At 48.0% G+C, this 24,784-nt stretch carries 19 protein-coding genes, 1 tRNA gene, 1 pseudogene and 1 CRISPR repeat array; of the genes and pseudogenes, 6 read left to right on the top strand and 15 right to left on the bottom strand.

The window, feature by feature from the left end:
- Positions 1-82 precede the first annotated feature (82 nt).
- A complete protein-coding gene (gene rtcR / locus ACTHRE_RS06260) occupies positions 83-1,705 on the top strand; it encodes an RNA repair transcriptional activator RtcR (protein WP_377072394.1) in 1,623 nt (540 codons plus the stop codon).
- 152 nt (positions 1,706-1,857) lie between these two features.
- Here rtcR and fghA read toward each other — a convergent pair whose 3' ends face one another.
- The 13 genes and pseudogenes from fghA to pip form a co-directional block, all read right to left on the bottom strand.
- Positions 1,858-2,685 (bottom strand): S-formylglutathione hydrolase, encoded by an 828-nt coding sequence (gene fghA, locus ACTHRE_RS06255; protein ID WP_377072396.1) that lies wholly within the window; start codon positions 2,683-2,685, stop codon positions 1,858-1,860.
- 8 nt (positions 2,686-2,693) lie between these two features.
- Positions 2,694-3,830 (bottom strand): S-(hydroxymethyl)glutathione dehydrogenase/class III alcohol dehydrogenase, encoded by a 1,137-nt coding sequence (locus tag ACTHRE_RS06250; RefSeq protein ID WP_432760840.1) that lies wholly within the window; start codon positions 3,828-3,830, stop codon positions 2,694-2,696.
- 93 nt (positions 3,831-3,923) lie between these two features.
- A pseudogene (locus tag ACTHRE_RS06245) lies at positions 3,924-4,185 on the bottom strand (CRISPR-associated helicase/endonuclease Cas3); the annotation flags it as partial.
- 210 nt (positions 4,186-4,395) lie between these two features.
- Positions 4,396-4,959: a CRISPR direct-repeat array (repeat unit 32 nt; unit sequence GTTTCAACACACAGCCGCCCGAAGGCGGCTGG).
- Between the two features lie 189 nt (positions 4,960-5,148).
- Positions 5,149-5,442 (bottom strand): CRISPR-associated endonuclease Cas2, encoded by a 294-nt coding sequence (cas2, locus tag ACTHRE_RS06240; RefSeq protein WP_070645772.1) that lies wholly within the window; start codon positions 5,440-5,442, stop codon positions 5,149-5,151.
- 74 nt (positions 5,443-5,516) lie between these two features.
- Positions 5,517-6,530 (bottom strand): type I-C CRISPR-associated endonuclease Cas1c, encoded by a 1,014-nt coding sequence (gene cas1c / locus ACTHRE_RS06235; RefSeq protein WP_440345007.1) that lies wholly within the window; start codon positions 6,528-6,530, stop codon positions 5,517-5,519.
- A 177-nt stretch (positions 6,531-6,707) separates the two neighbouring features.
- Complete coding sequence (locus ACTHRE_RS06230) at positions 6,708-7,616, bottom strand: hypothetical protein (protein WP_440345008.1); 909 nt, start codon at positions 7,614-7,616, stop codon at positions 6,708-6,710.
- A gap of 17 nt (positions 7,617-7,633) precedes the next feature.
- A complete protein-coding gene (gene cas4, locus ACTHRE_RS06225) occupies positions 7,634-8,287 on the bottom strand; it encodes a CRISPR-associated protein Cas4 (RefSeq protein WP_440345009.1) in 654 nt (217 codons plus the stop codon).
- A gap of 14 nt (positions 8,288-8,301) precedes the next feature.
- Positions 8,302-9,168, bottom strand: coding sequence for a type I-C CRISPR-associated protein Cas7/Csd2 (cas7c, locus tag ACTHRE_RS06220; RefSeq protein ID WP_440345010.1), 867 nt, complete (start codon positions 9,166-9,168; stop codon positions 8,302-8,304).
- Positions 9,169-9,179: 11 nt separating this feature from the next.
- On the bottom strand, positions 9,180-10,958 hold the full coding sequence (gene cas8c, locus ACTHRE_RS06215) for a type I-C CRISPR-associated protein Cas8c/Csd1 (RefSeq protein WP_440345011.1): 1,779 nt from the start codon (positions 10,956-10,958) through the stop codon (positions 9,180-9,182).
- Entirely contained in the window at positions 10,955-11,629 is a 675-nt protein-coding gene (gene cas5c / locus ACTHRE_RS06210; RefSeq protein ID WP_440345012.1) for a type I-C CRISPR-associated protein Cas5c, read from the bottom strand. The genes cas8c and cas5c overlap by 4 nt, the downstream gene beginning before the upstream one ends.
- An 89-nt stretch (positions 11,630-11,718) precedes the next feature.
- Positions 11,719-13,473 carry a hypothetical protein gene (locus tag ACTHRE_RS06205; RefSeq protein ID WP_377072408.1) on the bottom strand — a complete coding sequence of 585 codons (1,755 nt, stop codon included), beginning with the start codon at positions 13,471-13,473 and terminating at the stop codon, positions 11,719-11,721.
- 79 nt (positions 13,474-13,552) lie between these two features.
- Positions 13,553-15,841, bottom strand: coding sequence for a CRISPR-associated helicase Cas3' (gene cas3, locus ACTHRE_RS06200; RefSeq protein ID WP_377072410.1), 2,289 nt, complete (start codon positions 15,839-15,841; stop codon positions 13,553-13,555).
- A gap of 122 nt (positions 15,842-15,963) precedes the next feature.
- The gene (pip, locus tag ACTHRE_RS06195; protein ID WP_377072412.1) at positions 15,964-16,893 is read right to left on the bottom strand and encodes a prolyl aminopeptidase; all 930 of its coding nucleotides are present in this window, start codon (positions 16,891-16,893) and stop codon (positions 15,964-15,966) included.
- Between the two features lie 124 nt (positions 16,894-17,017).
- Between pip and yciA the strand changes: the two genes are divergently transcribed.
- Both yciA and ACTHRE_RS06185 read left to right on the top strand, forming a co-directional pair.
- The gene (yciA, locus tag ACTHRE_RS06190; protein ID WP_128582490.1) at positions 17,018-17,452 is read left to right on the top strand and encodes an acyl-CoA thioester hydrolase YciA; all 435 of its coding nucleotides are present in this window, start codon (positions 17,018-17,020) and stop codon (positions 17,450-17,452) included.
- A gap of 245 nt (positions 17,453-17,697) precedes the next feature.
- Positions 17,698-18,489, top strand: a complete 792-nt coding sequence (locus ACTHRE_RS06185; protein ID WP_377072414.1) for a formate/nitrite transporter family protein — start codon at positions 17,698-17,700, stop codon at positions 18,487-18,489.
- Positions 18,490-18,642: 153 nt separating this feature from the next.
- Here the strand turns inward: ACTHRE_RS06185 and ACTHRE_RS06180 are convergent.
- A tRNA-Pro gene (locus ACTHRE_RS06180) sits at positions 18,643-18,719 on the bottom strand.
- A 154-nt stretch (positions 18,720-18,873) separates the two neighbouring features.
- Complete coding sequence (locus ACTHRE_RS06175) at positions 18,874-20,397, bottom strand: fumarate hydratase (protein ID WP_003746217.1); 1,524 nt, start codon at positions 20,395-20,397, stop codon at positions 18,874-18,876.
- A gap of 852 nt (positions 20,398-21,249) precedes the next feature.
- On the opposite strand from ACTHRE_RS06175, the gene ACTHRE_RS06170 reads away from it, so the two are divergent.
- The 3 genes from ACTHRE_RS06170 to ACTHRE_RS06160 are packed head-to-tail and all read left to right on the top strand — an operon-like array spanning position 21,250 to position 24,766.
- Positions 21,250-21,888 carry a 2Fe-2S iron-sulfur cluster-binding protein gene (locus tag ACTHRE_RS06170; protein WP_070460283.1) on the top strand — a complete coding sequence of 213 codons (639 nt, stop codon included), beginning with the start codon at positions 21,250-21,252 and terminating at the stop codon, positions 21,886-21,888.
- Positions 21,888-23,516 carry an FAD-binding protein gene (locus tag ACTHRE_RS06165; RefSeq protein WP_070585538.1) on the top strand — a complete coding sequence of 543 codons (1,629 nt, stop codon included), beginning with the start codon at positions 21,888-21,890 and terminating at the stop codon, positions 23,514-23,516. Before ACTHRE_RS06170 ends, ACTHRE_RS06165 begins: the two co-directional genes overlap by 1 nt.
- Entirely contained in the window at positions 23,513-24,766 is a 1,254-nt protein-coding gene (locus tag ACTHRE_RS06160; protein WP_070585536.1) for a complex I 51 kDa subunit family protein, read from the top strand. The genes ACTHRE_RS06165 and ACTHRE_RS06160 overlap by 4 nt, the downstream gene beginning before the upstream one ends.
- The last annotated feature ends 18 nt before the right edge of the window (positions 24,767-24,784 follow it).

Below are 24,784 nucleotides of genomic sequence, written 5' to 3'. Positions count from 1 at the left end.
TTTTTCAGGCTATCTCAAACATGAAGAAGGCAGCTTGAATACAAGGCTGTCTGAGACTCGAACGGAATAAACGGAATAAAAGATGAGTAACAAAAAACAAGTCGCCGTCAGCTTTCTCGGTACGGTATTGGACAGCGGTTTCGGTCAGGGCCGTTGGTTGAAATGGCGGCCAAACGTCGCCATGAATCAGCGTCAAGATTTTCATCTCGACCGTATGGAGCTGTTTTATGCGGAGAAATACCGCGAACTGGCGGATCATGTAAAAGCCGATATTCAGCAGGTGTCACCCCACACAGTCGTTAATCTCGTGCCTATGGAGCTGGCAAACCCGTGGGACTTCTCCGAGGTTTATACCAAGCTGCACGATTGGGCAGCAAGCTATCCATTTGATACAGAAGAAGAAACCTATCTCACCCACATCACCACGGGTACGCACGTTGCCCAAATCTGCCTGTTTTTATTGGTGGAATCGCGTCAAATCCCCGGCGTACTTTTACAAACCGCCCCTCCCAAAAACCAAAGACGCAGCATGGAGGAAGGCAATGTCGGCAGTTATGAAATCATCGATTTAGACTTGGCTCGTTACGACGTACTGGCAGAACGCCTTGCCGCCGTACGCGACGATGCAGTGCGCTACCTGAAAAGCGGCATCTCCACCCAAAACGCCGCCTTCAACCGCATGATTGCCGAAATCGAACAGGTCGCACTCAACTCCCCTTCCCCCATTCTGCTTTCCGGCCCCACAGGCGCAGGTAAATCTATGCTGGCACGCAGAATTTTTGAATTGAAAAAAGCGCGCCATTTGATTAAAGGCACATTTGTCGATGTAAACTGCGCCACCCTTCGCGGCGACGGTGCAGCATCTGCCCTGTTCGGCCACAAAAAAGGTGCCTTTACCGGCGCTGCAGAAAAACGTGAAGGCTATCTAAAAACTGCCGACGGCGGCGTATTGTTTTTAGACGAAATCGGTGAATTGGGCTTAGACGAGCAAGCCATGTTGCTCAAAGCCATTGAAGAAAAACACTTTTATCCCGTCGGCAGCGACAGCGAAGTCAAAAGCGACTTCCAACTCATCGCCGGCACCAACCGCGACCTACGCCACGAAATCCGCGCCGGACACTTCCGCGAAGACCTGTTCGCCCGCATTAATATCTGGAATTACCCACTACCTGCACTCGCCAACCGTCGCGAAGACATCGAGCCCAACGTCGAACACCAGCTCGCCCTAGCCTCGCAAGAACTCGGCCGAACCACCCGCTTCAACAAAGAAGCCCTGGCCGCCTACCTCGACTTCTCCCACTCAGACCAAGCACCGTGGCGCGGCAACTTCCGCGACCTCGCCGCCAGCATCATGCGCCTGGCCACACTCGCACCTCAAGGCAGGATACAGGTAGAACAAGTCCAAGCCGAAATCGAACGCCTCAAATGGTTATGGTCGGAAGAACCCTTTTCAGACGGCCTCCTACATAAAAGGCCGTCTGAAAAAGCACAAGACTACCCCGATAAAGTCGATTGGGACACATTGGATTTGTTCGACAAACTACAACTGCAACACGTTATCGATGAATGCCGCAAACACCCCAACATGGCCGCTGCTGGTCGTGCATTGTTCAACGTCTCCCGAACAGAAAGGGCAAAAGTCAATGACAGCGACCGATTGAGAAAGTATTTGCAACGGTTTGGACTGGAATGGGGGGATATTTGAATAGAGTGTGCAAGCTAGCTCATTTTGATAGCATCATTTTTCATCATTTATAAAAAAATAAAAGGCATCAATCCGATGCCTTTTATTTTCGTTAACATAAAAAATTAACGTTCATACCAACGTTTGGTCGATTCACGAATCACTTCTTTGGTTTACTTCAAAAATGCCGCATGATAGGCAATATGCTCGCCAATAAAACTGGCGATGAAGTAATAGCTATGATCATAGCCTTTGTGGAAGCGCACATCGGCCGGTTGATTTGCCGCACGACAGGTTTCAATATAATCTTCGGTACGCAATTGTGTCGGCAAAAACTCATCTTCCAATCCCTGATCAATGCGCATACCTTGCACTTTATAGCCTTGTTGAATGAGCGAGTTGGCATCATATTGCTGCCATTTTTCGCGATCTTTTCCTAAATAGGCAGAAAAGGCTTTCTCCCCCCAAGGCACGAGACTTGGCAACAAAATGGGCGAAAAGGCAGAAACACTTTGATAACGTTCCCGGTTTCGCAGTGCCAATACCAATGCGCCATGTCCGCCCATTGAATGTCCCATAATGGAACGTTTGCCATTGGTAGGAAATTTTTCCTCAATCAGACTAGGCAACTCATTCAAAATATAATCATACATTTGATAATTCGTTGCCCAAGGCTGCTCGGTGGCATTAAGATAGAAGCCCGCACCCTGCCCTAAATCGTAAGCAGCATCGTTCGGCACTTGCTCTCCGCGAGGGCTGGTATCAGGTGCAACCACAATCACTTGATGTTCAGCCGCATAACGCTGAAAGCCTGATTTGGTAATGAAATTTTGTTCCGTACACGTTAAGCCGGAAAGCCAATAAATCACACCAAGCGGTCGATTCTCCTGATTATCCGGCAAATAGACGGCAAATTTCATTTCGCATTGAAGCGTTTGGGCATGATGCGCCCAAACTTGTTGCGAACCACCAAAAATTTGATGTTGTTCAATCAGTTTCATCGCGTACCTTAGTAATGAATAACAGCGCGGATCGATTTACCTTCATGCATTAACTCAAAGGCTTCATTAATTTGATCGAGCGTCATTGTGTGGGTCACAAATGGTTCCAACTGGATGTCGCCTTTCATTGAATCTTCCACCATTTTCGGTAGTTCAGAGCGGCCTTTCACGCCGCCAAATGCCGTGCCTTTCCAAACACGGCCGGTTACCAACTGGAACGGACGCGTTGAAATTTCTTGGCCAGCGCCCGCTACACCGATGATAATGGATTGTCCCCAACCGCGGTGTGCGCTTTCTAATGCTTGACGCATTACGTTTACGTTGCCGATACATTCAAAGGTATGGTCAATGCCCCATTTATTGATATCTAACAGCACATCTTTGATCGGTTTATCGTAATCGTTCGGGTTCAAACAATCGGTTGCACCAAACTGTTTTGCCAGCTCGAATTTTGAAGGATTGGTATCAATAGCGATAATGCGGCCGGCTTTGGCTTGACGCGCACCTTGCACCACCGCCAAACCAATCGCCCCCAAGCCAAACACCGCCACAGAGTCGCCTTCTTGCACTTTTGCCGTATTATGTACCGCACCAATACCCGTGGTAACGCCGCAGCCGAGCAGACATACTTGTTCGTGATTCGCTTCTGGATTGATTTTCGCCAGTGAAACTTCGGCAACAACAGAATATTCACTGAAAGTCGAACAGCCCATATAGTGATAGATCGGTTGACCTTGATAAGAAAAACGCGTCGTGCCGTCCGGCATTAAGCCTTTACCTTGTGTATCACGCACTGAGACGCACAAGTTGGTTTTACCTGAACGACAAAACTCACATTCGCCACATTCAGCGGTGTAAAGAGGAATGACGTGATCACCTGGTTTTACGCTTGACACACCTTCGCCCACAGCAACGACCACACCCGCACCTTCATGCCCAAGCACCACAGGGAATACGCCTTCTGGATCGCTTCCTGATAACGTAAACGCATCAGTATGGCACACGCCAGTATGGGTATTACGGATTAACACCTCGCCTTTACGCGGCATTTCTACGTCGATTTCTACAATTTGTAAGGGTTGATTTGGAGCGAATGCTACCGCAGCACGAGATTTGATGGTTGAATTGGTTTGTTTATTTTCCATTATTTTTGCCTTTTAATTCATTAATAAAGTTATCTAGCCTAAGTGAGATAACAACAGGTTATACTTTGACCTCCACTCTAAAGCAAGCATTTTTGCAATTTTGACTACAACAGTAGCATGATCGACTGATGGGCCGCCATGCAATCGTTGATTAAAGGCTTCCGAATATTTCCCTAAGTCATGCAACTTTCCCGTCTGGCAGGCCTGTTCCTGCGCACCGAAATACTCGCGCAAACTCCGCCGCCATTTCGCTAACACTCACCGAATGGCTTTGCAAGGTTTGCCAATGTTCGTAAGGCAAGAGATTGCCGAGTTTGTCTTGGGCGGAATGGGCGTAGTAAATTAGGGGTTTCATATTGAAATTCTAAAAAAATTCAAACTGATATCATGCAATGATAATATGATATTAAATTTTAATATGTAAATAGAAAAAATGCCGTCTGAAACTTTTTCAGACGGCATTATTATTGATTAACCTTTATAACTTGCTTCTAATATCCTCCACCGCTTTCACTAAAGCCTCGGAAAGCGAAGGATCAAAAGAAGAGTGGCCTGCTTGGACGATATTTGAACACACAGCCTCCCGAAGGCTGCTGACGGGATAGGTCGGCATAGAGTTCGTAGTTGCTGAAGTTTCAACACACAGCCGCCCGAAGGCGGCTGAAAAGTCTTTGATTGCTTTGGCTCTGTCTGTCTTGTTTCAACACACAGCCGCCTGAAGGCGGCTGGAAGGCATGGGAAACCGACATTGCCACGGCTATCCAGTTTCAACACATAGCCGCCTGAAGGCGGCTGGCGCACCAAAACTGGATTTTTAAAACGCCTGGCTGGTTTCAACACACAGCCGCCCGAAGGCGGCTGGGACTCTTGCTCAGTATCCGGCAACGGGTATCGTGTTGTTTCAACACACAGCCGCCCGAAGGCGGCTGGTCTTTGCTGGCTACCAAGTGGACTTTGCCGTCTTGGTTTCAACACACAGCCGCCCGAAGGCGGCTGGGCAAGTCATCGCCGAGCTGCTTATCCCCGAAGAAGTTTCAACACACAGCCGCCCGAAGGCGGCTGGTCAAATGAACGGCGGTGCCGGTAAGCTGGATAAGGTTTCAACACACAGCCGCCCGAAGGCGGCTGGGGCCTCTCTCAAAAGCCTTGCTCTGTCAGGTTTCACAGCCCCGATTTCGCTAAGCTCCCGAGAAAAACGTGAACGCGAGTATAACACAGCCTTTTCTGTTACACCTGCATTCGCAATATCCTGATTGTTAAAGAACAATCCAAGTTCGCCAACCCTGCCGCATTTTCATGAGAACCTCAGGTTGGCGATTCACACAATCAAGGTATCCTTAAACACATCCACCGACGGTTTTGCGCCATGGTGTTCCACTTTGCGCCGCCATTTGCTACCCAGATGGTAAAAGCGCAGGCTGTCGGTTTCAGGGTTGTAGGTTTTCAAAAGTTTGTCCTTTAAAACAACCCACTGGTCGGGCGCGATGTCGCATTCGAACACCGAATACTGCACGCGCACGCCGTAGTCCAAACACAATTTCGCCACGCGCCGTAGCCTTGCCTGTCCGTCCGCGTCTTCCAACGAAATATCGTAAGTAATCAGCATTAGCATTTTGTATTCCCATATACAGGCTGCTTTAAAGGCCGTCTGAAAATATCCGATCCGTTTTCAGACGGCCTGCAAACCTATCTCATCAAAAACGGCGGGTATTCCGCCAAATCCCCGCGCAAGTGCCGCGCCAACAGCATTGCCTGAATATACGGCAGCAGCCCGATTTCCACTTCCTCACCTAAAAACGGATGAACGATTTTCTCCTGCTTTTTCGCCTGCAAGGCTTGAAACAAGAGCTTACGCGCATCGGCTTTTAAGCTTACTGCGCCGCTTGCCTCGGTAACAAAATCCTGCGGTTTGATTTGCCCTCGGTTAATCAAGGAAAGTACCAATCTGTCCGCCCACCATGCGCGGAATTCTTCCAAAATATCCTGCGCCAAACTGTCGCGCCCCGGTCGGTCGGCGTGCAGAAAGCCCACCTGCGGGTCCAGCCCCACGCCTTGCAGCGCGCCGCTGATGTCCTTGCCTAGAATGCTGTACACAAACGACAACAGCGCATTCACCCCGTCTCTGGGCGGACGGCGGTTGCGTCCGTCAAAAGTAAAGCCGCTTTTCTCGCTCAAAAGCTGCCCAAACACGCTGAAATACCGCGCCGCCGCATCGCCTTCAATGCCGCGTACCACATCCAGCTCCGCCGCGCTCTTCAACTGCCGCAGCGAAATATTCAAAGAATCGACCGCACTTTGAATCGCCGCATTCTCGCCGTAATTGCGAATCTGCCGCTGAAGCACCCGCTTACTCGCCTGAATCTTCGCCGCAATGATATTGCGCGCAATCGGCACGGGATTTTGCTCCGACACCCGATACTGCGCCCGACGCAGCAGCACATTACCGCTCTGCCGCCCCTGAAGCCGCCCCAAATAACGTCCGTTTTCGGTAAAAAACGCCAAATTCACATTATTTTCGCCACAAAACCCCAGCAAAAACGGCGACACCAGCACATTCCCAAAACAGAAAATATGCCCGATGGAATGCACAGGCAACTGTGCCATCTTCTTACGCTCCTGCTCCACCACCAACGTCTCCCGCTCCTTATGCAGATAACTACCTTGGGCGGTGATATAGAGCGTGTTTTGCAGTTTGCGCATGGGGACTCCTTGGGGGTGGCCGCAGTTTTGGGGCATTTAACAGAGTTTAGCTACCTGAAAAATGGTAGGTCGGATTCTCGAATCCGACATTTTGAAAATTACAGGAATGATTTTAAAATTCATAAATATCAAATGGTTGTCAAATACAAGTATCCGACCTACGTCTGCCTTTTAGTTTTACGAATTATTCTGGTCATCTACGCTTGACATATCAATACCCAAAAGATCTTTTAATTCTATAGGTATATTTTCAATACCCTTGTCACTAAGTTTTGCATTTATTTTGAATTCTCCATTACCTAGAAAACTGGATGATTCATTAACCTTATACCAGCTAAAAAATTCGTTTAAGAATTTATCACCAGATAGAAATTCGCAATGAATATTTGCATTATGTCGTTTACTATATTCACCCTCTATTTGACCAACAAGCATAGTAAAAAAAGTAAAGTGCTGAAGATCCATCACTGCATTATAGTAATTTGTCTTCTCAACTTCCTTTTTAGGTTTTAGTATTTTTTTGCAAATATTATTTCCATAAACACAGCACAAACTTGCAACAACAACTGGGTTCAACTTCTCAAAACAGACGCTATACTTTTCCTCTTGAATGCGCAAGATTTTCTCTATTGCATTGGACTTCCCATCTGAAGATAGAGGCTGATACAAATAGTCATTAATCTCTTCTAAAAAGCTTATTTTATCTTCAACATTCTTTTTATATTCAATACTAACTTTAGCTTGCTCAAATAATTTAAAATTACTTATAAATGAATCATCTACTTTAGCCTTTTTAAAAAAGTTTTTTAATACATTCAACTCCTTATCTACGGTATCAAAAACTTCATTAGTATACTCTATACGTCCATGCTGCCCTTCAAATAAAGAGAACATTGGAGTAATAATAGAGTTAATAGAATCAATTTTGTATAAATGACTTAAAATATCTTTTTTATTTTGATCATCTATTGTTTTCCCTACATTCGCATCTTTAATTATAGAAATGATATTTCTATCTAAAAAATAAACAGTTTTAGTTTTGGAAAACTTCACTATTGCTCTATTTATAATTTTCATAAAATCCATGTTTATTACCTCTATATTTAAATTTCCCCAAACAACCCCTCCACATACCCCACACTCCTATCCCGTTTCCCCAGCAACTCCGGCTGGCAAATCTCCACCAGCGAGCAGGCTTTGCAGCGTTTGCCGTAGTCGGGCGGCGGAGTTTGTCCGCTGTTTAGAAGTTCGCGCACGGCGGCGATGGTGGCGAGAGTTTGAGTGCGTAGGTCGTCTGAAAACACGACGGGGATACGGTGGCGGGTTTGCATATACCACAGCGCGCCATCAGAGACGATTTGCCCCGTCATTTCTTCCAGGCACAAGCCTTGGGCGCAAAGCTGGATTTCGTCCATCGGGTCGGGTTTGGGCTTGCCACGTTTGTATTCCACGGGTTTCAGACGGCCTGTTTTTGTATCCACTTCCACCAAATCCAACACGCCGCTGATGCCCAGCTTCTCCGCCGACACATGCACCGTCCGCTCAAAGCGCACGCCCTTGCGCGTTTCCGGCTCGCCCGAATCCACCCGCTCATGCAGCGCCTTTCCCTGCGCGGTCAAATAGTTCTCCGCCCACGCCTGCGCGTTGTGAATCAACGCGCATTGGCGCGGACAAAAGGCGTAGTGTTGCAGGGCGGAAAGAGGAATCAGGCGCGTGTCCTGATTTTCCTTTTCTGCTTCTATAATACAAGCGGTCATCTTTTCAGACATTTTTACAAATATTCTTCCACACTCACGCCATTTAAGCCGTCTGAAACCACGCTGATTTTGTAATCGCCAAAACCGCTTGCCGGCGTACCTGATTCGCCGTTTACGCGTTCGACTTTCACGGTGTCAAACAGTTTATGTGCAGGCTGGCTGCCGAGTGCGCTGTCGTGTTTGAAAACAATCAGTTTGCGTGCTGCCATTTCGCCACGGGCGGCGGAGCGGTCGTGTTCAAACATCAACGTCAGGGTTTGCCAGAGTTTGGCTAAGTCGTCGTCTGAAAAACCGGTTTTGGCGGCAAGGTTGGCGGAGATAAAGCCGTGCACGCGGTAGAGCGCGTAAGGTACGATGTATTTGCGCCCCATAGTGCGTTCTTTTTCCAAGTCTTTTTCGTTGGTTACCGCCATGCGGGTGATGGAAACTTCCAGCGGCACAATCGGGTCGATGGATTGGGCAAACGCCAGCTGCACCGGGCCGCGCACTTGTCCGCTGTTGACTTCGGTGGTCATCACGGCGCCAAAGGTGCGGATATCGAAGAAGTTTTTGCACATCCACGCGGTAATATCGCGCGCTTTTTTTTCGTCCTTGGGCAGTTTTTTGGCTTCAGATTCAATGCCGAGCGCTTCATAAGCGCGTTTGTTTTGCAGGTTTAACACGCTTTTTTCTTTAACGTAGATTTCGTAACCGGCTTCGTTTTCGCTGCTGATTTCGACAAAATTACGAATTTTGCGTTTCAGGCAGACATCGGTTACCAAACCTTTACTGGATTCGGGGTCAAGACGCGGCATATTGCCCGCATCGGGATCGCCGTTGGGGTTGCCGTTGGTGACATCAAAAAAGTAAACAAATTCATAGCGGTTTTGAATGGCAGACATTTTCTGGCTCCTTAGTTTTCAATGGTTTCAGCGGTTTCTTTTTTAGCAAAATAGCTTTGTTTTTGATGGTAATAGCCGATGGCGAAGCGGCCTTGCTCGTCAATGCTCAAATGGCGCGGAAAGGTTTCGGGCAGTTTGGCAATGATTTCGCTCAAATCTTTATCCAAATTCACCGCCATGCCGGCCTTGTCTTTACGCAGACGCGATAAATGGTGTTTTGCACCCGACAAAAGACGCGGAAAAATCGAAAACGGCACAGCGGATGCAGAGCCGTAATAGCGGTCGGCGATGCCGGCGTTTAATTCTCCCAACGCCTGATATTGAATGCGCTCCAACACGGCAAACAGCCGCCCTAAAAGATAAGCGCGATTCGGGCTTTCATTGTTCAAACTCATAGGAACTCCTTCTTCGATAAAACCTTTTCTAAAACGCCGCTCTAATACGGCTTTTATCATTGCCACGCGCAGACCGTTCACGTCTCCATCGGCGCGGATTCGGGTAATCAGTTGCGACAACAAACTTAAGGGATACGGCGTACCGCAAATCACGGCGCGGGTCATTTCACCTGCCAATACAGGGGAGATATTTTCGCTTTTGCCCAATACGGCAGTTTGCAATAAAAGTCGCCAAATAGACGGCGGCGTTTTCCATGCGCAAGGCTCAAGGGCTAAATCTTGCCAATGCTGCGCCAAATTTTCCGCCAACTGCCCAAAGGTGGTGTCCAGCCAAAACCGAACAGAAATCCGCGCGGCATTGGGGGCAAGCCCTAAGATATAAAAACGGGTATTGGGAGAGAGTTCGGGCGCAATTTCTTGCAGCGGACGACCTTTGCCGATTTGTTCCAATACGTTGAAAACTTTGGCGCTTTCTTGTTCGTCATCTGGTGGCGTGAACACTTGCGCGAAGAAGCCTTCGGCAGTCTGCGCCGTCGCATTATCGTCCGCTTCCGCCCAAAAGACCGTGCTGGCATCGCCTATGGTCAGGCAGTGATCATTTTCGCGACGCAACAGATAGTTCAGCGCGGTGGTGTAGGCAAACGCGGATTGTTCGGAAACAGGCGAATTTGCGCCTTGCTCTTTGCCAAAAGAGGCAAAGGCTTCTTTGTTGAATGAAATAATCGAACCGCCGGAGCTTTGCCCGCCAAACACGCCTTTAATCGCCGGATGCAGCCGTGCAATCGGGGCGGTGTCGCCGCTAATCAGGCACAAGCCTTCTTCAGCCTCATCACTTTTCAGACATTTAGCCCATATGGTCTGTGCTGCTTCTCGCTTATGAATACAAGCGGTCGGTTTTTCAAAAGAAAATGCAATATTAGCATCGAGCATTTCGGCAGGCAGATTTTCGGTAGCGAAATTATCAGGCTGCCAGTTTTGCAGAAAACGGCACAAGGCTTGCAAGCCTTCATCTTCGCTGTTTTGCAGTAAATCGAGATGGTATTGCTTAAAGGCGTCAAAAGTTTTTTCAGACGACGTAAAGGGTTTTTCTTTCGCTTCGGCTTTGTTTTTATTGGCTTCCACGCCAAGCGCGTAAGCGGTTTTATCCCACAAAAAATTCGGTTTGATACCCGACGTGCGTTTTTCAGGGCGCGGCACGCTCATCAGCTTCGGCTGCGGCTTTTTATCGGCGGTCAGATTCGGCACAACGGTTTTCAGACGGCCTTCTTTATCCAACACCAAAATCCAGCCGATTTTTTCCTCGCTAAAGCCATAAGGCGGCACTTTCGGGTTGCCCATTTCATCGGTTTCCGCTGCCAAACGGCGGTAATAGCGGGCAAGGGACGCAAGAATCATGCTTTCACCTCCTCGGCGTAAAACGGCGGCACATCAATCACGCCCTCTTTCATTTGCGCGCGGAAAAAATGCGGCGTGTTGTCATGGTCAAAATCAATATCGTGCAGCATCCAGCCCAAATCGCGGTTTGCCTCGCTTTCCGATAACGCTGACGGCGGCAGCGGCTCGCCTTCGTCAATCAACGCAAAATCGGCAGGAAATTCACGCACACCCAAACAAGGATGCTGAAAGCATTGCCCCTTTTTCGCACGGCGTTTGAACATCTCGATATGCTTGGTAACGGTCTCATCCGCGCCTGCTTTTGGCGTCAGCACCGCATGAGCTTCAATCACATAAGCCACATCTTTAAGCACCGTCGCCGCGCGCTGCTGACGGTCGTCTTCAATCAGCGTATATAAATCGGCAACGCTCTTACGCTTCATCGCGCCGCTAACCTTACCCGCCGAAATCTTGCCGCCCAACTCATTGCGCCGCACCGACTCAAACTGAATCGGCTTTAACACATAAATCCGATCAATCACCCACCGAATCGCCGGCTTCCAATGCACCGCCGCCAAAATCCCGCGCGCCGCCGACGGCGTGATGACATCATAAGACACCCGCTCCACCTTCATCTCCGGACGGGTAAAACAGGCATAATCGCCCCAAACATGTAGGCGGATTTGGTTCATTTGGTTCTCCTTTTGGTTGGAAAGTGCGGTTTCAGACGACGTTTTGAAAACGTTGGGAGAATTGACCACACTTAAATAGTTTTCAACTCTTATTCCGATTCTCCAAACAGAATGCTTCCGATATGCCAAATTGCTCGACCGAAATTAGAAATAAGCTGCTTACCTTGTCTTAAAAAAGACTGATTTTCATCTATTCCAGCAAGTTTTATTGCCTCTTCAATTTTTGAGCCAGTAGGATGCGCATCTCCAAGCCTCATTTCATAAACACCAACAATGACACCAAAAATCTTATGGGCATAATCCTCTCCAATTTTTTGAGCTACGATGTTTTGTAATAATTTATTAGAACCTAGTTTGTTTTTATCCTTGTGGTTAGATAATTCACGAAGAGCTTTAACATTAAGTCTATCGGTAAAAATACGAACCAAATCTTTTGCCAGCCTTAATAATGATGTTTTATCAGTACTTGAAAAACGTGAAATCTGCTGCAAAAGCTCTGAATCATTGATGTCATGAGAAAATAAATCAACATTCAACTTCTGTTTAAAACTTGCTTCCAGCATTCGCATGACTTGAAATAACAAGTCTTCAACAGCATGGGTGGATGCAGGCTGAACTCTAACTTGAGAAGCTAATAATTCAGCAGAGACCTTTCCTTCAGGGGCAACATTATGCGCTGCCCAAATATGTTGTTCCCATGATGGAAGTTTGGCAACATCATAAGCATAGACGGTAATTAAATCGGCACTATTAATTCCAAAATGAGTATGACAACCAGATGTAGAATGGATACAGCCTGTCTCCGAAGTGTACCATTCTAGGGAAAATCCACGATGTTGAAGTAGTTCATTTACGATACCAGAGCGAAAAAACAGCCATCTCCCAATATCTTCATTATCTAATTCGGCAGAAGGTATTCTTGTTCCATCAGTTTCTACAATGAATGTTGGTAGATTTGGCTCTTTATCGTAGCGAACTCGGGTACTTATACCTTGATGTTCAATCCATTCATCTCGCCAAAATTCTCCTTCTACTCTTATCCCTCTATAACCATCATGAAAACCTTGAGAACTTTCAGATTCAGTATTTTCATTCGTCTCTTGCCCCATTACTGGAGCATCATCCTCTTCATCTATATCAGTTCGCCATACACGAAAGGAAGCCCAACTTCCGCCATAAACATCGTTTAAGCTGCGAATAAGTAATTCAAATCGCCCTTGATCTCGCTCCTCTTGATAATTTTCTAAGCCTGCATATTCACTGTTCTCGACTTCTTCAACATTTTCTACTCTTTGACGATAATAAGTGAGGCGAAGAGAAAGGTTTCTTGCTGCCAAATAATCAATTAAGAATTCTTTTTTAATCTCAATTTGCACATGATTTCCTTCATCATCAAAAGACTCACGAATCACTTCAACGAAATCTTCCTCTGGTCTGACCCAGCTATTTTTTGCTTTGATTAATCTAAGAGCTACTATTAAATCTGGATTTATAATCCACTTACGTCCTCCAATTACAGGTTGAGGATGATCAAAAATAAGATGTACGCCAACGGGTTCTTTTTCATTCCACTCATACTGATCGATTGTTTTGTAATGTCCACTGTCAAAGGCATACGGATGTGCCTCTAAAATTATTCCTATATCCGACCACCCTAAATTTTCAGCCAAATCTTTATGGTCAGAAGGAAAAGCAAGTGAGTTACATCCAAAAAATTCAGATATATAACCAATATTTTGCACATCTCCCTTTTCACGTTTACAAATTGCCTTCAATGGAATCCAAGTAGAATTGACAAATTTACGGCGAGTTTCTTTTGTTTGTAAAATCCAATCTTTAGTCATAATTAGTTCTCTCAGCAATATTTGGTTTAAAAATGAGTTAGTACACTCACTATCAATTTTTAAATCATAAAATTTCTTATCAAAACACCAAACTCTCCCCCTTCAAAAACTCTGTATCCTCCCAAGAAAGCCCCGCCACGTCATCATACAAATCCAGTCCAATCAGTGTATAAAACTGTTTACCGAAGTTTTTCTCGTTAATCGGTTCAATACGCCCTGCTTTATACAAAGCGGCGAGAGCTTTTTCGGGGATTTGGACGGTGTAGGGTTGCAGTTTGCGTAGCAGTCCGCCGATGTGGTCGGCGTAGCGCAGGCTGCTGATGAGATTTTCAGCCTCAAAATCAAACGGAATAATCAGCGGCTGCATGTGGCTTTCGATCATGCGGAATTTGTCGGCGATGGTTTGGAATGGGAAATCGAGGCTTTGCCCTGTATCGTTGTGCATTTTCAGAATTTTTTTATTGTCCAGTTCACTGCCTCTTAATTGATAAAGCTCGGCGAAGTAGGCAGCGACGGCTTGGGTGGATAAGAGGTCGTCTGAAAACTCATTGGCAGTCAAGCGCATAATGGCGGCTTGGGCGGCAAGTTCAGGCGGGGCTTTCCATTGTTCTTCGGGCGTGAATATCCAGACAAAGCTGTTTTCAGACGGCCTTTTGCCTTCGCGGTTGCAGCGTCCTGCGGCCTGGGCAACGCTGTCTAAACCTGCTTCGGCGCGCATCACCAGCGGAAAATCCACATCAACGCCGGCTTCGATTAAGGAGGTGGCGATAACACGGCAGGATTCGCCGTTTTTCAGACGACCTCGGATCTCATCAAGCTTTTGGCTGCGGTGTTTGGCACACATTAAGGTGGTCAGGTGGAACGTGCCGTCAAGGTGTTTGGCTTGGTCATACAGGCTGCGGGCGTGGCGGCGGTTATTGACGATGACGAGCATTTGCGGGTGTTCGGCAAGTTTGGCGAGCAAGTCGGCGTCAGTTTGTGTGCCGATGTGGTGCACGGTGGTGCGACGCAGTTTGTCGAAAAGTGCGGTCGGTTTTGGGGCGATTTCGCGCACGTTTTCAAAGCCGCGATAGAAGCCGTTTTCGGCTTGCACTGCTGGCTGGGTGGCGGTGCACATGACGACGCTGCAGCGGTAGTTTTGCGCCAATTCTTTGATGGCTTGCATGATAGGTAGCAACAGATTAAGCGGCAGCATTTGCGCTTCGTCGAGGATGATGACGGAGCCTGCGATGTTGTGTAGCTTGCGGCAGCGCGAGGAGCGGTCGGCAAAGAGGGATTCGAAGAATTGCACAGCGGTGGTCACGACAATCGGCGCGTCCCAGTTTTCCGAGGCAAGGCGCAATTTGTCTTTGGTGGCCTCATTTTGCAGTTTGCCGTCGTTGAAGGTGCTGTGGTGTTCCAACACGGCTTGTTCGCCTAATTCGCCAAAGGCTTTGCGGAATTCAGCGGCATTTTGTTCTATGATGCTAGTGAACGGAATGACGTAAATCACGCGCCGCATACCGTGCCGTTTGGCATGTTCCAGCGCGAATGCCATGGAAGTGAAAGTTTTTCCGCCGCCGGTCGGCACGGTGAGCGTAAACAGCCCTTGCGGTTGCGCCGCTTGTTCTATGGCATGATCAAGAATTTCACTGCGCAAGCGGTTTAAGGCAGCATTGCGTTTTTCGGCTTCGGTTTGCGCTGGAGCTTGGGCGATACGTTGTCTGAAAGCGTTGATAAATTGATTGAAATTGTGTTGTAAGGAGTTTAAATCGGGATAACCGCCACGCTCGCTGGCTTTGTTTTCTAGGTTTAAATAAAAGGCTTCGGTGTCGAGGTAATCAGCATCCACCAAGCAGGAATAGAGCATTCGGGTGAAGAAGGCGTAGGAGAAAAAAGGATGATGCGCGTCGGCTTTGAGTGGCGGTGCGGACAGGTTTTGAGGGGGCTTGATTTCTTGTTGCCACAGATTATCGAGAGCGGGAATATCTACGCCGAATTGCAACGCCAAACGCTGTTTTAATGTGCGGCGGTTATCACCTTCGCCGTTTCCATTTGCTAGCCCAGCATGATGTCCCGCAATGCAAAACGCCATCAGCTTGCCAATCACATTTCCCCAGCGTTCGACGGCAATTTTGGCTCCGGCGGTGGCATGATCGACTGATGGGCCTCCATGCAATCGCTGATTAAAGGGTTCCGAATATTTCCCTACATCATGAAGCTGTCCCGTCTGGCAGGCAATTTCCTGTGCACCGAATACCCGAGCAAACTCCGCCGCCATTTCGCCAACATTTACCGAATGACTTTGTAAGGTTTGCCAATGTTCGTAAGGTAAGAGATTGCCGAGTTTATCTTGTGCGGAATGGGCGTAGTAAATTAGGGGTTTCATATTGAAATTCTAAAAAAATTCAAACTGATATCATGCAATGATAATATGATATTAAATTTAATATGTAAATAGAAAAAATGCCGTCTGAAACTTTTTCAGACGGCATTGTCATTTATTAACCTTTATAACTTGCTTCTAATATCCTCCACTGCTTTCACTAAAGCCTCGGAAAGCGAAGGATCAAAAGAAGAATGGCCTGCTTGGACGATTCTCAATTCTGCTTCTGGGAAGGCTTGCGAGAGTTCCCACGCGCTTTGCATCGGGGTGCATAGGTCGTAGCGGCCTTGGACGATAATGGTTGGGATATGGCGGATTTTGTCGATGTTTGCCAAAATAGCCTTATCGCCCTGCAGCCAGCCTTCGTTCACGAAGTAATGGTTTTCCATTCTTGCGATGGCAAGGGAGGCTTGCGGGTCTTCATCTACATCTTTAGGTTCAAACTGAATAAGGTAGCTTTCCCAGTCTGCCCATGATTTAGCCGCTTTGAGGCGTGTGGCTTTATCTTCGCTGAACAGCATTTCATGGTAGGCTTTGATTAGGGCTTGGCGTTTGTTTTCGGCTACGGGGGCAATGAATTTTTGCCATTGAGCCGGATAAATTTGGCTGACGCCGCCTGCTTCGTTTAGCCATGCCATTTCAGACGGCCTGCACAGGAAAATACCGCGCAAAACTAAGCCGCTGACGCGCTCGGGATGGGTTTCGGCATAAGTCAGCGACAAGGTGCTGCCCCATGAGCCGCCGAAAACCAGCCATTTTTGAATGCCGAGCATTTCGCGTACTTTTTCAATATCGGCAACCAAATCCCATGTTGTGTTGTCTTCGATACAGGCATAGGGTTTGGAGCGTCCGCAACCGCGTTGGTCGATAATAACGATGCGGAAATGCTCTGGGTTGAAAAAGCCTCGACAGGCCGGTGATGCGCCTGCTCCGGGGCCGCCATGCAGGAAAATCACGGGGTGGCCATCAGGATTGCCTGATTCTTCCCAGTAGATTTCGTGAATGTCGGATACGCGCAAAAGGCCGCTATTTCTTGGTTCTTGAATCGGATGCATGAACTTTCTCCTTTGTCTGATGAAGATGTTGATTGTAACACTTTGCCTGCTGATTTTTCAGACGGCCTACATAGGTTTATCGCCACAAATGGCGTAAAATAACACTTTTTTGACAGGATTATTTATGGCTGACAACAAACAAACACATGTTGCACCCGAAGGACAACTTTTATTGCGTACGGTAGCCATGCCGCGCGATACCAATCCTAATCAGGATATCTTCGGCGGCTGGATTATGTCGCAAATGGATCTGGGCGGCGGTATTTTGGCAGCAGAAATCGCACAGGGACGAATTGTAACCGTGGCTGTTCAAGAAATGAATTTCATCAGACCGGTAAAGGTCGGCAACGTCGTGTGCTGCTACGGTCATTGCGTCCGCGTAGGCAATACTTCTTTGCAACTGAAAATCGAAGTGTGGGTGAAGACTTTGATGAACGATATGGTAACGGAAGACCGCCAACTGGTCACCGAAGCCGTGTTCACTTACGTCGCCATCGATGCACAAGGCAATCCGCGCCCTATTCCTCGCGAAGGCAATGCAAAGCTGGCTCATTTGTAAGTTTAAAAATCAAAACAAGGCCGTCTGAAACCTCAACGTTCAGACGGTCTTTTTTAATACAGAAGCAAAATGTAATAATATTTCTTTTGAGCTAAAGCAAGGCGAAGTATCTGTTTTTTAGGTTTAATTCAGGCTGATTGATAAAACAAAGACCGTACACCGGCTTCCTATAACACTGCCCTACCGCGACAGTTTGCGCCACTTTTGAAACGGCGTTTCCTCCTCAACCCACTTTAAGGAACATCATGGCTTCGCGCGATTTATACCCACAGGAAATTTTACAGGTTGTTCTCGACAAAAGCTGTGCCAAAGCACAATCCAGCATCCCTACGCTGGCGGTTTTGAGCGTTTTGGCCGGCGGATACATCGGCTTCGGATATCTTGCCTATTTAAAAGTAGTCAGCGGCATTCCGCACGAATGGGGCGGAGTTGCAACTTTACTCGGCGCCGCCGTGTTCCCAATCGCCTTGATTTGTATCCTGCTTGGCGGAGGCGAGCTGGTAACCAGCAACATGATGATCATGTCTTTAGGCAGATTGGCCGGACGGATTTCCTCCAAAATGCTGCTGCGCAACTGGGTTATCGTCTGCATAGGCAATTTGGTGGGCACGCTGGCAATGGCTTTTTTCCTCGGATACTATGTCGGCATGATTGAAGGCAGCATGGCAGAAAAAACCATTGCCGTGGCGGAAGCAAAAGTCCATATGGATTTCGGCCGCGCTTTTGTATCAGCAGTCGCATGTAACTGGATGGTATGCATGGGCGCATGGCTGCACTTTGCTGCTAAAAACACAACCGGACGAATGCTGGCCATTTGGTTCCCCGTCATGATTTTCGTATTAAACGGCTTCCAACACCTTGTCGCCAATATGTTCGTTATCCCCGCAGGTATTTTGGCAGGCGCAAACATCACTTGGGGGCAGTTTTTCTTCAACATGATTCCCGTATTCTTGGGCAATGTCGTCGGTGGCGCATCCTTTGTCGGCGCGTCTTATCTTTATACTTATAAAGACATGCTGAAAGATAGTGCCGAATAGCCTGCTTTATAAACAACAAAACCTGCTTTGAAAAAGCAGGTTTTGTTTCAGACGGCATTGGTATTAAGTTTTAAAATCCATTCGGACACATTATTCAGATAAATCATTCAAACGAAAAAAGAGCCGTTTTCAAAACGGCTCTTTCCAATTCTTTGGTCGGAGTGAAAGGATTCGAACCTTCGACCCCTTGCACCCCATGCAAGTGCGCTACCAGACTGCGCCACACTCCGACTCGATAAGCTGTGAATTTTAGTTTCAAACACTGATTTTGACAAGTGCTTTTTAAAAAGGGAAATTTACTCGTTTGAAAACATTTGAATTATTTGTAAGCAAAAAAAGGCCGTCTGAAATCGTTCAGACGGCCTTTGATTATTCAGTCAAATATCAAGCTTCAACCGGGATAATACCGATTTTGGCCTGCCATTGTTTTGGTGCAATGGCGTGAACCGATTCGCCGTTGCTATCCACTGCAACGGTTACCGGCATGTCTTTGACTTCAAATTCGTAAATCGCTTCCATGCCCAATTCTGGGAACGCCAAAACTTTAGATGCTTTAATGGCTTTGGCCACCAGATATGCCGCACCGCCGACAGCCATCAAGTAAACGGCTTTGTTATCAGCAATGGCTTGGCAAGTTGCTGCGCCGCGTTCGGATTTACCGATCATACCTAGGAGGCCGGTTTGTTCCAGCATTTGGCGGGTAAATTTATCCATACGGGTGGAAGTAGTCGGACCGGCCGGGCCAACAACTTCGTCACGGACTGGATCAACCGGGCCAACGTAGTAAATCAGTTTGTTGGTGAAATCTACCGGCAATTCTTCGCCTTTGTTGAGCATATCAACCAAACGTTTGTGCGCGGCATCGCGGCCGGTCAGGATTTTACCGTTCAGCAACAATACGTCACCAGTTTTCCATGTGGCCACTTCTTCTTTGGTCAGATTGTTGACATCGACACGTTTGCCGTTGTCAGGGCTGTAAGTCAGATCCGGCCAGTCTTCCAAAGATGGGGCTTCCAGTTTGGCCGGGCCTGAGCCGTCCAATTCAAATTCGATATGGCGGGTAGCTGCGCAGTTTGGAATCATGGCAATCGGTTTGGAAGCTGCGTGGGTTGGGTAGTCAAGGATTTTGACATCCAGTACAGTGCTCAAACCGCCCAAACCTTGTGCGCCGATGCCCAAGGCATTTACTTTTTTGTAGAGTTCCAAGCGCAGGGCTTCGGTTGTAGACAATTCTGCACCGGAATCGGCTTTTTCTTTGAGTTCCTGAATATCGATATGGCTCATCAGGCTTTCTTTGGCCATCAACACTGCTTTTTCAGGCGTACCGCCGATGCCGATACCCAAGATGCCCGGAGGACACCAGCCGGCACCCATTTGAGGGACGGTTTTCAATACCCAATCAACGATATTGTCTGAAGGATTGAGCATGGCAACTTTGGTTTTGTTTTCAGAACCGCCGCCTTTGGCTGCGCAAGTGACTTCGACTTTGTCGCCTTTTACGATTTCCATATGTACTACGGCAGGCGTGTTGTCTTTGGTATTTTGACGTTTACCAGCCGGGTCGGCCAATACGGAGGCGCGCAGTTTGTTGTCAGGATAGGTATATGCACGGCGTACGCCTTCGTTAACCATTTCCTGTACACTCATCTCGGCATCCCACTGTACATCCATGCCTACTTTCAAGAATACGGTCGCAATACCGGTATCCTGACAAATCGGACGGTGGCCTTCAGCACACATACGGCTATTGACCAAAATCTGCGCCATCGCATCTTTGGCGGCAGGGTTTTCTTCTTTTTGATAAGCCTTATACAAAGCCTGGATGTAGTCTTTAGGATGGTAGTAGCTGATGAATTGGAAAGCATCGAAAATACTTTGGATAAAGTCTTCTTGCTTGATGACGGTCATGATTGTGTTCCTTTTCGGGAGTCATGGTAGGGAGGATTTGTTTATTTCTTAAGAGACCGATTTTTTCAGACGGCCTTCAATAGTGTAATAGTGCTTTCAAATGAATGACCCAGACAATATCATTTTCATACCTTATTGATTTAAATAGAATTTAATAACATATTAAATCACTTGGTTATTGATAACCCATATCTACTGGCTATTCGCTTATATAGAAATAAAACTACATTATTTTTAAATGATAATCTTATTATAAGCCGTCTGAAAATATTTGCCTTAAGCATTTAGATAGTAAATTTAATAGCCTGTATTTAAAAGAGAACTATCTAAATTTTGGATAGCCTTTCTTACTTTCCAATACAATACACAATTGTAAAATCCGTGTCATTTCCTCCCTCAATCTTCTTGACTGATATCAAACTTGTTTGATTTTCTGAAATTTTATAACAATTTTTCACTTGCTTGCCTGTCAGAACATTATTCAATATATACAACAATCTATGCAAAATTAACTGATATATAATAATGATTTTTACTAGTAAATATACGAATATTTTAAAATTTACACTAAAAAAGTAATTTTATTTTACTTTTAAAATCAAGTATTTGTAATAAATTTGTCTAAATAATAGGCATATTTTGTTTACAATCTTTTCCTTAAGCAAGGCTAATCCCTCCCTATCATCAAATCCAACAAATTCTGATACACTTCGCCTTATATATATAAACATTGATTTTAAAAGAATTTCTGAGTAAATCACTTGAATATTTTCCTCATACGCACAAATGTAATAAAAATACAATTAATCAAATTACCCACTATTCCACCTTCCAATTTCACAGGAACAAACCATGAGTGAAAATTTGTTAACCCTGACCATAGACGGCCATGAAATCAAAGCTTCCGCCGACTCGTCAATCATCCAAGCCTATGCCCGTTCAGGCAATGCGATTACTGCCAATGTCGGCTGTATGGGTCAAGGCGTATGCGGTTCCTGCCGCTGCATGATTCGTAAAGAAGGCGAGCGCGAAGTCACCACCGCACTGGCATGCGAGACCAAAGTTGAAGAAGGTATGCAGGTCAGCTTCTTGGATTACTTTATTCCGGAGCACATCCAATATTACGACGTCGGCGAGATTGGTGATGGCTGGAACTGGTTGGACGATACCGCCAAAGCCTTCCCAGAAGCGCAAAACTGCCGTCATTGCGGCGGCTGTAATCGCGCCTGTCCTAAAGGTTTACAAGTAGAAAACGGCGTAGCGCAGGTAGTTTCCGGTGATTTCGGCGCGGCTGCGCTGACCTTTGACCAATGCGTGATGTGCAACCTCTGCACCCTCTCCTGCCCCGAACACATCCGTCCGAACCACTTGGGCCTGTTCGCTCGCCGTATGAAAGCAGCGCGCACATTGCGTCCTGTGGATTTGATGCGCCGCCTACGCGAAATCGACAGCGGCAAAATGAAAGTCGAATTTGAAGAGGAGTCAGTGTAATGGTTAACAAAATCCAAGGCATAGACTACGAAACCGCCCTTGCCAACCTGCGTGCGTCCTCATTGGAGCTGCGCGGCGATTTACCTGAAAAAAACGAATTACTGAGCCAATTTCACCCTGACTATCAGGCAAATGCCCGTGTGAAACTGCCTATCGGTCCAAACCAAGGCGATTACTGCCATCCTGATTTAGCCAAACTCTTAATCAGTCAGCCTCTGATTGACGACTATAATTTGTCAGGCGCTGAACATTTAAACACTGACGTATTGGTAATTGGCGGCGGCGGTGCGGGCGCAGCGGCGGCATTGTCTGCGACTGAAGCCGGCGCACGCGTCATCATGGCGAACAAACTGCGTATCGGCGACAGCAATACCGTGATGGCCGAAGGCGGCATTCAAGCAGCGGTCGGCGCAGAAGACAGCCTGCAACAACACTTTGACGACACCATCAAAGGCGGCCACAACGTCGGCAAAAAAGAATTGGTGGCACAAATGGTTACCGATGCACCATCTGCCATCCGCTGGCTGATTGGCTTGGGCATGACTTTTGACTTGACTAAAGGCGCAGACAGCAACGGCATGTTGAGCCGCAAGCGTGCAGGCGGTACGACCGTGCCGCGCATTCTGAGCTACCGCGACTTTACCGGCCTTGAAATGATGCGCGTACTGCGCGAGGCAGTCGAACTCGACGAAAACATTACCCAGCTCAACCGCCACCCCGCCATCGAATTATTATCAGACGAACACGGCCGCTGCGTCGGCGCGATTTTGTACGATTTGGAAAAACGCTCTTTGGTGTTGGTTCACGCCAAAGCCGTGGTATTGGCAACCGGCGGCAGCGGACGCCTGCATTTGCAGGGTTTTGCCACTTCCAACCATTATGGCGCGACTGCAGACGGCCTGGTGATGGCCTACCGTATCGGCGCCAAACTGCGCGATGTCGATTCTTTCCAATACCACCCGACCGGCGTTGCCCACCCTCCACACTTGGCAGGCGCGCTGATTTCCGAAGCCGTGCGCTCCGCAGGCACCAAACTGGTCAACGGTTTGGGCGAACGTTTCGTTGACGAATTACAACCGCGCGACGTTGTTGCCGCTGCGATTCTGCGTGAATGCCGCGAAGGCCGCGGCGTGGTACGCGACGGACAAGTCGGCGTATTCCTCGACACCCCGCGCCTGATTGCCAACGATCCTGACGTATTAAACCGTTTGGTAACACTCGGCCACGTTGCCCACAAATGCGGCATCGACCCTGCCGTTGAGCCGGTCATGATTCATCCGACCCTGCACTATCAAAACGGCGGTATCGAAATCAACGGCGACGGCGCAACCTGCGTTGAAGGCCTCTATTGCGCCGGCGAAGTAACCGGCGGTATTCACGGCCGCAACCGCCTGATGGGCAATGCGCTTTTGGACATCATCAGCTTCGGCCGCCGTGCCGGTAAAGCCGCCGCAGGTTGCGGCCTGCCGCTGAAAAAAGTACGCGGCGGTGTCGGACACGTCCATGACCTGCAACGCGAAATGACCCGCGCCGGTCTGACCAGCGACATCAAAGCCCCCGTTTTATATCCCGACTACGGCAAATTCGATTTGCGCGAACACGCCGGTTTGCAGGAGCAACAATCATGAACCAAGCCAATCAAAACTTACTGCATCCTTCCCGCCAAGTCGGCGCAGATTTAGCCGCCTGGCGCAAAGTCGGTGGCGGCGAAGGCTTGCTGGCTGCGCTTGCCGATCCTCAAAGCATTGTTTCCAAACTGCAAGATGCCAATCTTTGCGGTATGGGCGGTGCAGGTTTCCCGACTTGGCGCAAATGGGAGGCCGCCGTTGCCGCCCAAAGCAAAAATGGCGATAAATACGTTGTCTGCAATGCCAACGAAGACGAACCGGGTACATTTAAAGACCGCGTACTATTGGCAAATACCCCGCACCAAGTCATCGAAGGCGTCCTAATTGCCGCCGTTGCCTGCCGTGCCAACAAAGCGATTCTGTACGTCAACCCTCATCAAACCGAATCCATCGCTTCCATCACACCGGCCATCGAGCAATGGAAAAACAGCGATTTGTTTATCCGCATCGAAAACTACTTGGGTAAACCTTTGGACTTGCAACTGGTTGAAACTTCAGGCCGTTATATCGGCGGCGAAGAAACTGCCGTGATTTCATGGCTGGAAGGCGGTTTCCCCTTCCCCCGCCGCAAGCCGCCTTTCCCAGCCGAAAGCGGTGTCAACGGTGAGCCGACCCTTATCAACAATACCGAAACCTTCGCCAATATTCCGCAAATCCTTGCCAAAGGTGCGGAATGGTACAAATCTTTGGGTTTTGGCGATGCCGCAGGCACGAAACTCTACTCGCTCTCCGGCGACGTATTGAATCCGGGCCTGTACGAACTGCCGATGGGTACGACCCTTCAATCGCTGATTTACGATCACGGCGGCGGTATGCTCGAAGGCCGTACGTTTAAAGCCGTATTTACCGGCGGCCCGTCAAACACGCTTTTGACCGTAAAAGATTTGGATGTGCCTTTGGACTTCGTTTCCGTACGCGAACGCAAATCCAGCCTCGGTACCGGCGCGATGATTGTGATTTCCGAAGGCACCAGCGTGGTGCGCAAAGTAGCCGAATATGTGGAATTTTTTGCTTCCAACTCATGCGGTCAATGCCCGCCTTGCAAAGGCGGCACATTCCAGCTTTCCCGCCTGCTCAACCGTGTGGACACCGGCATCGGCACTCCCGACGACCTGCGCGCCTTGCAAAGCCTGTGCCAACTGCTGCCACGAAGCGGCCGTTGCGGTTTGATTGACGGCGCGGTTACCGTGTTGCAAAGCTCGCTGCGTACCTTCCCCGAAGAATACGGCCTGTCGCAAGAACAGGAGTAAAACGGCGTTGTTTTCAGA

The sequence above is a fragment of the Neisseria sp. P0001.S007 genome (assembly GCF_051963655.1).
Taxonomy (GTDB): domain Bacteria; phylum Pseudomonadota; class Gammaproteobacteria; order Burkholderiales; family Neisseriaceae; genus Neisseria; species Neisseria subflava_A.
This window is presented reverse-complemented; position numbering and strand designations above follow the sequence as displayed.